At 57.0% G+C, this 13,396-nt stretch carries 12 protein-coding genes; 2 read left to right on the top strand and 10 right to left on the bottom strand.

The annotated features are described in order from the left end of the window. Positions 1–12 precede the first annotated feature (12 nt). Entirely contained in the window at positions 13–1,050 is a 1,038-nt protein-coding gene (locus tag HIJ39_RS07030; RefSeq protein ID WP_169098117.1) for a Kelch repeat-containing protein, read from the top strand. On the opposite strand, the gene HIJ39_RS07025 is transcribed toward HIJ39_RS07030, so the two are convergent. Then, the gene (locus HIJ39_RS07025) at positions 1,047–2,354 is read right to left on the bottom strand and encodes a glutamine synthetase family protein (RefSeq protein ID WP_169098115.1); all 1,308 of its coding nucleotides are present in this window, start codon (positions 2,352–2,354) and stop codon (positions 1,047–1,049) included. The two genes, HIJ39_RS07030 and HIJ39_RS07025, sit on opposite strands and share 4 nt — an antisense overlap. Positions 2,355–2,491: 137 nt before the next feature. Here HIJ39_RS07025 and HIJ39_RS24570 point away from each other — a divergent pair, with 137 nt between their 5' ends. Further along, positions 2,492–3,037 carry a YetF domain-containing protein gene (locus tag HIJ39_RS24570; protein ID WP_169098113.1) on the top strand — a complete coding sequence of 182 codons (546 nt, stop codon included), beginning with the start codon at positions 2,492–2,494 and terminating at the stop codon, positions 3,035–3,037. Between the two features lie 253 nt (positions 3,038–3,290). On the opposite strand, the gene HIJ39_RS07015 is transcribed toward HIJ39_RS24570, so the two are convergent. The 9 genes from HIJ39_RS07015 to HIJ39_RS06975 form a co-directional block, all read right to left on the bottom strand. Beyond that, entirely contained in the window at positions 3,291–3,974 is a 684-nt protein-coding gene (locus HIJ39_RS07015; RefSeq protein WP_169098112.1) for a zinc ribbon domain-containing protein, read from the bottom strand. 355 nt (positions 3,975–4,329) lie between these two features. Next, a complete protein-coding gene (locus HIJ39_RS07010) occupies positions 4,330–5,208 on the bottom strand; it encodes an RnfABCDGE type electron transport complex subunit D (protein ID WP_169098110.1) in 879 nt (292 codons plus the stop codon). Further along, the gene (locus HIJ39_RS07005) at positions 5,205–6,149 is read right to left on the bottom strand and encodes an FAD:protein FMN transferase (RefSeq protein WP_169098108.1); all 945 of its coding nucleotides are present in this window, start codon (positions 6,147–6,149) and stop codon (positions 5,205–5,207) included. The genes HIJ39_RS07010 and HIJ39_RS07005 overlap by 4 nt, the downstream gene beginning before the upstream one ends. Positions 6,150–6,153: 4 nt before the next feature. Then, complete coding sequence (locus HIJ39_RS07000) at positions 6,154–6,675, bottom strand: FMN-binding protein (RefSeq protein WP_169098106.1); 522 nt, start codon at positions 6,673–6,675, stop codon at positions 6,154–6,156. Between the two features lie 216 nt (positions 6,676–6,891). Beyond that, positions 6,892–8,307: an MFS transporter gene (locus HIJ39_RS06995; protein WP_169098104.1), complete on the bottom strand. Its 1,416-nt coding sequence runs from the start codon at positions 8,305–8,307 to the stop codon at positions 6,892–6,894. 361 nt (positions 8,308–8,668) lie between these two features. Then, the gene (locus HIJ39_RS06990; protein WP_169098102.1) at positions 8,669–9,463 is read right to left on the bottom strand and encodes a ferritin-like domain-containing protein; all 795 of its coding nucleotides are present in this window, start codon (positions 9,461–9,463) and stop codon (positions 8,669–8,671) included. Positions 9,464–9,834: 371 nt separating this feature from the next. Continuing rightward, the gene (locus tag HIJ39_RS06985; RefSeq protein ID WP_169098100.1) at positions 9,835–10,701 is read right to left on the bottom strand and encodes an aldo/keto reductase; all 867 of its coding nucleotides are present in this window, start codon (positions 10,699–10,701) and stop codon (positions 9,835–9,837) included. 605 nt (positions 10,702–11,306) lie between these two features. After that, positions 11,307–12,062, bottom strand: a complete 756-nt coding sequence (locus tag HIJ39_RS06980) for an SDR family NAD(P)-dependent oxidoreductase (RefSeq protein WP_169098098.1) — start codon at positions 12,060–12,062, stop codon at positions 11,307–11,309. A gap of 222 nt (positions 12,063–12,284) precedes the next feature. Then, complete coding sequence (locus tag HIJ39_RS06975) at positions 12,285–13,055, bottom strand: SDR family oxidoreductase (protein WP_169098096.1); 771 nt, start codon at positions 13,053–13,055, stop codon at positions 12,285–12,287. Positions 13,056–13,396 lie beyond the last annotated feature (341 nt).

The raw sequence follows: 13,396 nt of genomic DNA, 5'->3' as shown, positions 1-13,396 counted from the left end.
GGAGGGAACCTCATGTCACGTCGCTCACGGCGCCCTGTCGGTCGCTTCTGGCTGTTGCTTACGGTCTTTTTCCTCGTGGTCATAAGCCTGATGCTCACGCACAAGACGGGAAAGCCTCCCGTCCACCGAGCGGCATTGCCGCCCAAACATCCGACCCCAGTCAAGCCGTCTCCCCGGTGGAGTGGATGGTCGCTATCCCGCTTAACCTTGCCTCACCGGACCATGGGCCTGGCAGCCGTATCCGGCGGACAGCAAGTCTTTGTGTTGGGCGGCCTGGTGAATGACTCCAGCAGCAATCAAATTGTCGAGCTTCAGGTAAGTTCCGCGGGCGCCGTTCAAAACGTATCGCCCAGTCCTACCACACTTCCCACCCCACTTCATGACTTGGCCGCGGTTCCCTGGGATCAAAGCCTTTTGGTCTTAGGCGGCGGCACATTCGCCTCAAGCGCTCAAACCTTTCGTCTGCCGCTTCCGCGGATGGCCCCCGCAACCCCGGAACAACCGCTGCCTCTCCCTCTGTCAGATCTTGCGGCGGTCCCCGATGGCGCACGCACTCTCATTGTCGGGGGCCACAATCTCGGAGCGCCTTCAAACACCATTTGGTCGTACTCGCCGGGCCAGCCCGCACATGTGTTCGCTCGACTTCCTCAGGGCGTACGTTACGCCGCCGTGGCGCGAAGCGCGCACACCCTTTATGTTGTGGGTGGGTTGACGGCCTCCGGGTCCTACACCAATGATGCTGAAGCCTATAATCTGAAATCTGGATCGATGACATCGCTCCCGCCCTATCCCTTGGCCATGCAATATGCGGAGGCCGCGGTGGTGGGCGGACGGCTCTTGGTGGCCGGCGGTCAGACCGCATCTGGCTGGACCAGCCAAGCCTATTGGTACAACGCCGACCTGCACCGGTGGCAGGCGGCGCCATCATTGCCAGAACCCGCCGGCTACGGTGCTCTGGTGTCGACAAGTGCCGGCCAAGCGCTATGGGTGGGCGGCGAGGGTCCCCAGGGCGCTTTGAACAGTCTTTGGACCATTCGTCTTCAGGGCTAATACATGCGCAGGTATTGGTCCAGTTCCCACTGATGAACCTCATGCCGGTAGACGTCCCACTCCAGCCGTTTAGCCTCAATAAACCGCTGGGCGATATGATCGCCGAGCGCATCCCAAACCACACGGTCGCCCTCTAAGGCGTCCAGCGCTTCCTCCAAATCTTCCGGAAGCCGCTCGATGCCGAGTTCCCGACGCTCCGCGTCGTTCATGCGGTAAATGTTTCGGGAAATGGGGGCGGACAGCTCATAGCGATGCTTCAAACCGTCCAATCCGGACTTAATAGTGGCCGCCAACCCCAGATAGGGATTGCACGATGGGTCCGGTGAACGCACCTCGATGGCGGTCTCCATGCCGCGTCCCCGCGGCACACGCACCATGGGACTGCGGTTGCCCATTGACCAGGCAATGTATACCGGCGCCTCATAGCCAGGAACCAGACGCTTATAGCTATTGATCAAGGGGTTGGTGATAGCCGTAAACGCCCGGGCATGAGCCATTAATCCGGAGATGTAGCGGAGTGCAGTCCGGCTCACCCCGTTGGGTTGCTTGGCGTCATAAAAGACATTGCCCTGGTCCGACATGAGACGCTGGTGGAGATGAAGGCCGGAGCCATTAACCCCTGCCAAGGGCTTGGGCATAAAGGTGGCATGAAAGCCATGCTGGCGAGCCACCAATCGCGCCACCACGCGAAACGTCATTAAGGTGTCAGCACAGTACAAGGGGTCGGTATACGGGAAGTCAATTTCATGCTGTCCGGGTGATACTTCGTGGTGCGTGGCTTCAATCGCGTAGCCCATCGACTCCATCGCCAGCACAATATCACGGCGGGCATCCTCGCCCAAATCGCTGGGAGACAGATCAAAATAGCCGGCCTCATCGGTCGTGCGGGCCTCCGTGCCCTCAAACAAGAAAAATTCCGGTTCGGGGGCAACTGTGATCGAAAACCCCAAGTCGCGGGCCTCGGCCAGCACCCGCTTCAAGGCGCTGCGGGGACACCCCGCAAAGGGGCTGCCATCCGGATTGACAATGTCACACATTAAGCGGGCGGTCACGCCCGCCTGTGCACGCCCCGGCAAGACGGCAAACGTGCTGGGATCCGGCAAGAGGTACATATCGGACTCTTCAATGCGGACAAAACCTTCGATGGATGACCCGTCGAACATCATGCGGCCATCCAACGCCATGCCCAACGATTTCACCGGAATATCGACGTTTTTTACAATTCCCAGGATATCGGTAAACTGCAGGCGCACGACATCGACGTGCAAGGCGCGCGCCTGCTCCAAGACCTCGTCTTTGGTCATAAGTCCTCCCTCAGTTCTCTTCCTGCCATTCTAGCAAATGCATTCTCTGGAGACGAATGCCAAGCGCCGATTCGCATAGGGCGGTGTTTGGCGTTGCATGCTAGTGGCGATGCCAGGCGAAGGAGGACGAATATCTGGTGGAAGTCATCGCATTGGTGGGCCGTACAGCCATCTTATGGCTGACCGCGCTGGTGGTGTTTCGGCTGATGGGCAAGCGTACGCTGGGAAAAATGGGGCCCTTCGACTACGCGGTTGTCATCATGATTGGTGAAGCGGTAGCCTTGGGAATGGAGAATACCCATACACCACTCATCAACGCCATCGCCATTACTGTCGCCCTAGGCGTGCTGCAATGGTTGCTGACCTGGTTCAACCTTCGCTTTCGTTGGCTGGAGAAAATTACGCAAGGTATCTCTACCACGCTTGTTACCAATGGCCAGATACAGGAAGATGCAATGCGGCGACAGCGCATGTCTAAGCCAGACTTGTTCATGGAGCTTCGCCAAAACAGCGTCAAGCTGAAAGATGTCAAAGAAGCCCGACTTGAGGCAAGCGGCAAAGTTTCCGTGCAGAAAAAATCGTCCAGTAGCCAAACGACATCATCTAAGTCTGGGGGAAGCTCCGGGGGAACGTCAGGCGAGTCCTCGAAAGGGCCCTCAGGTGGGAACAAGTCCTCAGGCTAATTAGACACGAGAGACTTCCAGGATCCTGAGAAAACGCGAGGCGCAGCAGCTCATAACCCGATAAAAGCGGAACCACACACTCGGTCTCCTCTTTTGATGGCGCGTGAAACTACGCGCGACGGAGAATGACCCCGCACTTGTTCCCGATAGCTGATTGCTGAATATCGTAAACCCAGAGTTCCCCCAACATCACGGGTTGGTGATGCGACGTTAGATACAGCGAGCGGCATCCCTTTGCCGTTGTCACCGTCCTCTAGCTAACCCGAACGCTCTCAGCTATGGCTCCCAACCATCCTTCATCCTTCGAAGGCACGGTCATCAGCACTTCTGCCCAGTTGCCCGGTGCCCATTTGATATAGAGGTCCTGTTGGGCGGTGGAGCCACTCTTCGCAATAGGCGTTCCCCACGTGTTGGTTCCCAAGGACACCGAGGCTGCCCCCGGCTTGGATGACGCAACGCCTAATGTGACTTGGTATGGAAATGACGGATCGCCCCAGACCCATTGGCTCGAGGTGCTCTTTTTAAGATGGGCCAAGCTGGTCGGCAGGCGCAAACTGAGTTGCACGTTGTGGTAAGTCTCGACCTCAACCGTCCAGTGTGCCGAAGACGGCAAATTAGCGGGGTAGCTGGTGGTCGTTGTGACCACCGGATGCAGAACGACGCGACCCGATCGGTGTTTAGCCTTTGGGCTATTCTGATGCTGAAGCGCGGCTTGAAGGGCCTGCTGCTGGTGATGAATCACGTAGCCTGCCCCCACTAAGGCAAGAACACCGACCAGCGCCAACGCCCAGAGGCCAATATGGCGCGGGACCGGTCTTGGAGACGACTGGGCGGCCTTTAGACGGCGCCCGCAGTGAAAGCAAAAGACGTCATCCGGCAACACCGTTTCCCCGCAGTTGGGGCAGCTCAGATGTGGACGGGCTTGTCGTTCACCCATGTTCCTCCCCCGTTCTTCGTTCGTTTTTCCCATTTTAACAAGTTCGGAGGCGTGCATCAGTTTTTGGCCATGGTTTTCTCCGGAAAAATTTGGCTGTCCTAGGACGGCACAAAAATCTCGTGTCCACTATGGCGACATTTTCACGGGCAACTCCGGCATTAACACGAGAAAACGACAACCAACGCCCACCGTAATAGATCCAACGATGCGCAGGGGCGCTCCCCTTCCCCAGCAGTGCCCCTGCGCTGGTGTTGATAACCCATTCAGCGCGTTCGGAGTCGCGGTTCCTCTCCCTGTGAAGACAAGTTCACGGCCTTAAAGCTTCAGACGTGTACCAGCTTCCCCAATTGACCATCTACACGCCCGAAGCCGTCTGCCGTTCCACGGGCCGTGTGGTTTGGATGGGCTTTCGCGAGCGTGCCATCAAGGCGGTCAAACCGTTGCCGGCCAAGAGACCAATGAGAAGATAGGTCAGTCCGCCTACCGTCGCGAAGAGCACGGCCGCCACGGCGGCCGATACCGCCGCAAAAGGAATTTGCTGACCTAAGGTTCCCGGCGTAGTGGGGGGATCCGTCAACATAAAGAAACCCAAGAAGAGAGCCGAATTGACAAACGGCGAACGCAGGGCGTCGGCAGGCGTTGCTGACGGCAGCCCTAAATGCAAGAGCGCCATGACCAAGATGAGTGTGAAATAGGTGCCCAAAAAGGCAAGGACTTGCAGGTACTTCTTGACCCGAATGGCGACAAACACCCCCACTGCCAGCAACAGCCCCAGCGTCCAAAGCGGCATGAGCGGCATGCCCGCCCACCAGCTTTCCGCGGTGGAGAACACGCCAATGGATACCAAAAGCCCCACCGCCGCCGGATTGAAAATGGGCTTTCGTCCACGCTTCAGAAGGTGCTTGGAGGCGAGCGCCACCATGGTAGTCAGCATGACGATGGCAATCGGGGCAAGCCCGCTTAAAACATCCGCTATGATAAGGCCGGTAATGAGTCCCCCGGTTGAGAAGGTCACCTTTCGCTTGAGCACCCACGCTACCATGGCGTCAAAGACAATAGCCGTGGCTCCTGCGGCAATCGCATGCAGAATGCCCAAGTGTCCCGCGGGGAAGAAACCTCCGATCAGCGTGAGCACTATTAACGCGCCCAGGACGTGGCCCTTCGGGGTCTTCGCAAAGCGGCGGAAGGACTTCCAGGTTGAGGTAATCGGCGTTTGTTTTCCCTGTTTGCTCATCGCTTATAGACCCCCATGGATGATGTCTCCTGCACCTGATGGTCGGTGGCCACGCACAGCCCCGCGAGACCTAGGGATTCAATAAACGGAATGGCCTTTTGAGGCCCCAACAGGAACGCTGCTGTAGCAGCCACATCGGCCAACGCCGCCTGAGGTCCAACCACTGTACAGGAAAGAAGTCCGTCCACCGGTTCCCCGGAAGTCGGATTCAAGAGGTGGTGGACCTCAGAATTCTTGGGACTTCGCCGCTTGTAGCTTCCGGACGTGCACACCGCCATGTCCTTGACTTGGACAGAGCCAAGCAATCGGTCAACATGAACGGGATCTTCGATACCCACCCTCCAGAGGTCGCCTGACGGGTCCACCCCCGATACATAGATGTCGCCGCCGGCATCGACCGCGAATCCTTCGTAGCCATGAATTTCCTGAGCCGCCAGATCCACCGCCAGTCCCTTGGCGACCGCTCCCAAATCGAGGAGCATGGGCTTCTCTAGGCGGATGGTCTTTCCATCCTCAAAAATGGTAATATCACGAAAGCTAGCCGCATCATCCCAAGGAATGTCCGAGGTCACCTCTTGGCCCGTCAAATAGTTGCGGTTGAATCCCTGTTGCTCTAGCATCCGGCCGATGGACGGATCGAACACCCCGTCCGTCATTTCCGCTACCTCCCGGGCGATACGGAGGGCATGATACAAAGCGGGGGGCACGGCCACGTTCTCCCCCGGATGCCGGCATAATTCCCGCAACGCGCTCTCGTCATCAAATCGGCTGCACGCGGCTTCCACCGCACGCATGGCGGCAATCGCCTGATCAATGCTTTCCCGCATTTTATGCACGCCTGCCTGTCCTACAATTCGTATGGTGACGACCGTCCCCATCAAAAGAAATGAATCGGACAGGCTCATCAGATCATGGCGCGTGGAATCCCTATTCGACGGCATAGATCTAAGCCCTCGCTTTCTGCAAGGCGTAATACACGGCCTCGGCAAAATTGTAGCTGCTGGCGGTGGCGCCACTCACCACATACACGCGCCAGGTCTGCATAGACACGACCTCATTCACCATTTGCGGATCGATGTATTGCTGCGGATAGTGCATGTTGTAGCTGGTGATCTTGACATTCGAGATTTTGCCATTAGCGATGGTTACCAACACCGACAGCGTGCCATAAGGATTCGACCCAGAGCCGGTGTATTGCCCGTCCTTATATTGAACCGTCTGGGCCGTGGTTGATGCACCGGAATTTTTCGCGCCCGGGCTTGGGGTCGGGGACGATGATGTCGGGCTGGTGCTGGGCGATGATCTGGGGCTCGCGCCCTGGTTAGCCTGAGGCGTGAGTTGATGGGCGCTGGCGCTTGGCACGGCAGCTTGTGCGGTTGGCTCCGTATAGACATAGCCTGCAGCATATATGGCCCCAACCGCGATGGTGCAAAGACCTAAAAGTTTGGCGCCAGACAGGCTGGCCATATGGAAAATCCCCCCATATGCGAGTTATTCACCAAACAAACAATACCGACAAAGTATGACAATCTCGTGACAGACTGACGGACATGAGACCCCTCTCCCCCAAAAAACAGCCCCGCACGGGGGCTGTTACGAAATGTATTGAGTGATTTTAGCAAGGCCATGAATCCGTCGTTTCACATGCCATCCTAACTCCGCAACCTAACGTGCCTGATGCCTTCAACATTCCTGGCTCATGCGGGCTGTCGAATGGGGCAAGCCCCCCTCCCGGCGCTCCATGGATAGGGTGACCAAACACCCAAGAAGGCCGAACGCGGCCCCAATCCCCATGACCCAAATAAACGCGGTGAGAAACGGGTGCGGGCCCCGGGCATCCATGTTTGTCAACAGATGGAACAGCGAGCTCCCGAGCGTGGTGCCCCCCACCATCCCCACATAACGCGCGGTGGCCAAGGTGCCGGACGCGACGCCTTGCTTGCTGCCAGGGGCGGCCTTCATAATGGCCGCGTTGTTGGGAGCAGCAAAAAGTCCCGTGCCCGCTCCCATGAGTACCAGGCCACCCACCAGAAGAACCAGCCCCACTGACGGAACCACCGCTGCAAGCGCAAACGCCCCCAATCCCAGTGCATTGGCCAGCATTCCCAATGTGGATAGCCCCCGGGATCCTAAGCGATCCGACAGACTCCCGGCCCAGGGAGCCAGCACCATCATTAAGGCTGGCATAATGGTCAGCACCAAACCGACCTGACCCACCGACCAGGACCGAATGGTGGTGAGGTAGAAGGGAAGCAGGAACAACGCCACAAAGAAACAGAGATAGTTAATCATTGCCCCCAGGGTACCGTAGAGATAATTGCGGGCGCGAAAGAGTCCAAGATCGATCATCGGATCGGCGAAGCGCTGCTGACGCAGAATGAAGAGCGGCGCGGCAATGAGTGCGACAACGCCCAGCACGACAAGCGCCAGCGCCTCCTGACCAGGGTAGGCGCTGGGGTTCATGATTAGCGTGACCGCCACCATGGCCACCACAAAGAAGATGCTACCCCACGTGTCAAACGCCCGCGGACGTCCTAGCCCCGCGCCAGGAATCCACAAAAGGGCCTGAACCGCACCGAGCGCCGAAATCGGAACGGCCACCCAGAATACTGCCGGCCATCCCGCCAATTGCGCCAGCCACCCCCCGAGAATCGGACCCACTGCAAGCCCAAAGTAGGTCATCAGCGCCTGCCATCCTAGCGCCCGGCCTCGCTGGTCGCGTGGAAAGGTGGCCGTTAACACGGCCGGCCCCACTGACAAGAGCAGGGCACCAGCCACGGCACTCATTCCCCGGGCGGCTAAGAGCCAGAACAACGTGTGGCTAAGCGCCGCCCCCACGGATGAGAGTCCAAAGACGATATACCCCGCCGTCATCAATGCCCGCCGGTTGACCATATCCGCCAATCGTCCGGCCGGCAGCAGCAATAAAATGAGCACCAGCAAGTAAATCAAGTTAACCCACGACGCAAGCGAAATGGTGAGATGCAGATGCTGCGCAATTACCGGTAGAACTGTATTGGTTACGCTGTTCGTCATGCTGGACAGCAAGGTCCCAATACCGACCGTGATGAGAATCCAAGTGTTGCGTGGGGAACCCAAGCCGCCCATCCTCCTATTCAAAATCTCAAGGCCCCATAGAAGATTCATTCCATGGCATCTGACCCTCTTGACCAACGCGAGCTCTGAAGGCGGGCAACAAAAAAGGCGGGGAACGGGGCAGGCACTGGCGACAAACTTTATGGATATTCCAGGCGTGCCTCTCGCCAGGACGCCGAGCCATCAGTCTCCCATTCTCCCAAAATACAGTGTGTGGGCCAGACGGAGCCACTTTCCGACATTCGCTTTCAGTACCCTAATTGGCACTTTAACGGCGCACTTCGGATTGTATGATACTCCATCTGCCCCACATACGAGCCAAGAAACATATGGCTAAAGACCAGTACTCCCGAAAGGCCCTGGGTTAGCGGGTCACGTGATACTCCTCTTGCGCCAGAATGCGGTCAATGGTTGGCAGCATGCTGGGCATTGCCACCTGAGCCCATTCGCGCACATCGCGATATATGGCTTCCTCTTCGGTGTGAGCGACTTCATCAATATCCACTTCGGGGAACTTGGGCTGAATTCCCCACATTCCCATGCGCTTTCCTATCCACCCCATGTGCCGCATTTCATCAATAGACCGTTCCTCCATGTCCATGCCCATTTCCCGGGCATGCGTTTCCATAAAGGACCGCATCAAATACGCCAGCATCTGCTGGTACTCGAGGCGAATCGTCTGTTGCAGCTGCGTGGCCACGCGGGAGACCACCTTCTCAGGCCGTTCAACCTGCTCCGGTTCTCCATGGGTCTGATCCAACAACTCCCGAAACTGGCGCAGGTGATCCTGTTCATCAACCACAATGCGTTGCAACAGCGCTTTGACCGGCTTCAGCGATATGCGCTCGATATGGTCCTGATACTGATCAATGGCTTGAATCTCGGCCTCCACATCCTTCTTCAAGGCTGCCTGGATGTCTGTTACCGGTGCCACGTCCGGTGGCTTCAAGTCTGGTGTGCCGCCCAAATCCACGATGGTATGCGCCAGCCATTTGAAATGACGCATTTCGTCATAGGCGATCTCGAGAATTTGATGGCCATGCTGACGCGCTACCGTCCAGGCGTGCGTCAAATAGTACAAAATGGCATCATGTTCGCCGTATAAATCGGCATTCAAAAGCTCCACGGCATGCGAGTCCTGGGATTCCATCAGTGCCATCACACTCCTTCTTCTGTCATGCCAGTAGTTTCCTCACCCGTGCGGACTTTATACGACTCGTTGCCTGAAGCGGTCTTTTTCCGGGGAGCCACACTACCGCGCCCTAAGGGAACCCCAGGTCTTGCCATGGTCCGCCTGGTTGAGCCGGATGGAGCAAGAAGGTATGACCTGTCACTGGCTGACGCTCTGCCGCATTGGTGCCTGGAACATCGTGAAGGTTACCGAGACTGTTAATGGGCTGAGACTATCGGATGAACAAGGAAACAAGGAACGGGCATCACGGCGTAAACAACGCCCGCATGCCCGTTCCCAATATCTTCCGGCGACTCAGAGGGTGGCAAACTTAATCCGCAAATTCTGCGGCTTCGAGTTTAGACCGCCTTGGTAAGTGTTTCAAAGTCTTCCTGACTCAGTTTCACCTCAGCCGCTGCAACGTTTTCTTCCAAGTGGGTCACGCTGGAAGTGCCGGGGATCGGCAACATGACCGGGGATCGCTTCAAGAGCCACGCAAGCGCCAGCTGGGATGGTTTCGCTCCCAACCGCTTGGCCACCGCATCCAGCGGACCGCCGGGCTTGGCCAGTTCGCCCGTGGCTAGAGGGAACCAGGGGATAAACGCCAGATTGTGCTCCTCACAGTACTTCAACACCGGTTCCGCATCACGATGAGCCAGATTGTACAAGTTCTGAACCGAGACAATCGTCGCGTATTGGCCAGCCTCTTTCAGTTGGTCCACAGTGACCTCACTAAGCCCGATATGCCGGATTTTTCCCTCGCGCTGCATCAGCGCCAACTCACCCACCTGATCGGCAAGCGCCACCTTGGGGTCGACCCGATGCAACTGTAAAAGGTCAATCCGCTCCAATCCGAGATGACGCAAGTTTAATTCCACCTGTTGGCGCAGGTACTCGGGACGTCCCACCGGTCGCCAGTCGTCCGGCCCCGAACGGGTGAGCCCCACCTTGGTGGCAATCACCAGGTCCTTCGGGTAGGGGTGGAGCGCCTTCTTGATGAGCAGGTCTGCTACAAAGGGACCATAGGCATCTGCCGTGTCAATCAAGTTCACACCCAGTTCCACCGCCCGGCGTAGTACGCGAACGGCCCCATCGGGATCGCGCGACTCACCCCAAACGCCGGGCCCGGGCAATTGCATCGCGCCATAACCCAACCGGTGAACCTGAAGATCGCCGCCAATCGCAAACGTTCCCGAAGCCGATGCTGAGATGTTTCCCACTGCCATGTTAGTCCCCTCCTCAATATGTTCTGAATCAAGGGCGGAATAACAAGACCCCGCCCCAATACGCTGGCATGGAGCACAGAGATTGGCAAGCCAAGCGACCCAATCCTAGGAAAGCGCCCGAGCGATCCTTCGTCTTGTCCTCCCTGCCTCATGCTATTGTATCCGCAAATATGCAAAGCACGCCCCGTCGATGCGAAGCCATGGGTTCCTCTATTAAAGGCGGATTAGTCCAGAAATTTATTGCTGTCGGATACAGGCGGACCTATCGTGCCTGCAGGCAGAACTGGATCTGCCCGACTTCGATTGAGGGCGCTCAAATTGAATCTCTGCTTGGATCCCACCCTCCTACCCGTTAGACACGTTATTTTTCCCCTTCGCACGTTGGCACCCTTAAGCACTGGGCTTACCCGAACTTCAGGGATTACGCCTTGACGCTTGCGCTCAAATCTCGTCTTACCGGCCAAGTTAGCCGCAGATGCGCCGTAATCTACCTAGCGGACGCCTTGTGGATGGTCTTTTGTTGCACACCTCCACCGCATCTTCGCCCCATTAAAGACTCCGTCGGACGTAACCGGTTTCACGCTTGACCGGCGAAAAACTTGGATTTACCAGACCAGCCCTTGCCCTCCATGAACTGTGATGACCTCGCCGGTAATGTATGAAGAGTCGGTACTCGCCAGAAAAGCGATAACCCCCGCGCACTCTTCTGATGAGCCCAGACGCTTCAACGGAATGCGCTGCGCAACATCGGCGAGCGACTGCGGTGTCGAGTGTTGCTCGTGAAAGGGCGTGTCAATGGTTCCAGGGGCAACTGCGTTAACTCGGATGTTCCGACCCGCAAGTTGCTTCGCCAATCCGCGGGTAAGGGAGATAAGGCCGCCCTTGGCCGCTGCATAAGCGAAAGCCCCGGGACCGCCACCGGTTTGGGCTGCGATGGATGATACATTGATAATCCGTGCTCCCTCTACCAATGATGGCAAAGCGGCACGAACGGCCCAAAATGCACTGGAAAGATTGAGCGCAATCGTGTCGTCCCAATGCCTGAGCGGCATCTCGTGCAATGAATAGCGTTGAATTAGCGTTCCGGCATTGTTGACCAGAATGTCCAGATGATTGCCCTCAGCTAGCTCTTCGATGACCCGAAACACGTCGCCCTGCTTGCGAAAATCGCCCTGGGCAGCGCGGCTTTCCCGCCCCATCTTTCGGATTTGGGATACCACTTCATCCGCCGCTTCTCGATGACCATGATAATGAATGGCGACATTAGCCCCCATCTCCCCCAAACGCAGGGCTGTTGCATGTCCAATTCCCGACGTGGCTCCAGTAACAATGGCCCATTGTCCTTTAAGTGGTTGATCCATATCCGTCTCCCTTTCTCTATCACGGGGTTGATCCGGTCTCTACGTCACTACTGTCAGGTGTGAGCAAGGTGGCCATTTCGCCTTACGGTCTTTCAACCGCCAGGCCAGACCGCAATCGCCTTGCCAATCCTCTAGCACTGGGCTTGAGATGTGACCAGCGAAACATCATCATAGTCGGAAGTTGGCAATCCAATCGAGGCAGCCCCCTCCATTTGGGCAACACTATCGAGCCATCCAGCCGCCGTCAACCGTCAGCACCGTCCCAGTCACATAGTTAGATGCATCGGACGCCAAGAACACTACCGCTCCCTTAACATCATCGGGCGTTCCCCACCTTCCCGCCGGAATCCGGTTTAGAATGTCACGTGAGCGCACTGGATCAGAGCGCAGCGGCGCCGTATTGTCGGTGGCCATATACCCGGGCGCTATGGCATTGACTTGCACGTTATCCTTAGCCCATTCGTTAGCCAGCGCCTTTGTCAATTGAACAATTCCGCCCTTCGAAGCCGCATATCCGGGAACCAGTATCCCCCCTTGGAATGACAGCAGCGACGCAATGAAAATTACCTTACCAGCCCCACGTTGGACCATGTAGCCACCCAACTCACGGCTTAGCACGAAAGGTGCATTGAGGTTGGTATTGATGACCTCGTCCCAATACTTATCGGAGTATTGTACCGCCGGCGCCCTCAGAATGGTTCCCGCATTGTTGACCAGAATGTCAATAGGGCGGTCGAACTCCCGCTGGATGGTGGCAATCAATTCGTAAACCTGATTGCGATCGGATAGGTCGCACGCGTACGCCCAAAACTGTCGACCCAGCCCTGCGACCTCATCTTGCACGAGGCTATGCGGCTCCATTTGAGCGCTGACACCGATAATATCGGCTCCCGCCTCCGCCAACGCAACGGCCATAGCCCGTCCAAGGCCTCGGCGAGCCCCCGTTACCAAGGCGGTTTTACCTTCTAATGAAAACAATGTGTTTTTTAACATGGTCTGTACCCCTACCCCAACGGCGAAAATATTATCGTTCCCGACTCCATCAGGCAGAACCTTCCCCGAAAATTCTTCCGCACAAGGTAACTGGTTCAGGTGCTTGCATCACGATCTCTTTTTCCCTTTCGAACATCGGCCTTCCCAGACTCATCGGTAAATTCCAGTACAAGAGAGTGATTCCGCCCTGGAAGAATACCGGACGAGGACTGTTCAGACATCCTTCCACTCCTTATAGTGAGGTCCTGTTTACCCTTTGTCACACTAGGAGCTTTTTCAAAAATTGACCCGGACGGCTCCGCGGACGGGTGTCAAAATTCGCTGGGGTGGGCGGCCATTTG

The organism is Sulfobacillus harzensis (assembly GCF_012933365.1).
Taxonomy (GTDB): Bacteria; Bacillota; Sulfobacillia; order Sulfobacillales; family Sulfobacillaceae; genus Sulfobacillus_B; species Sulfobacillus_B harzensis.
Note: the sequence above shows the minus strand (reverse complement) of the source record. Positions and strands in the feature narration are given on the sequence as shown.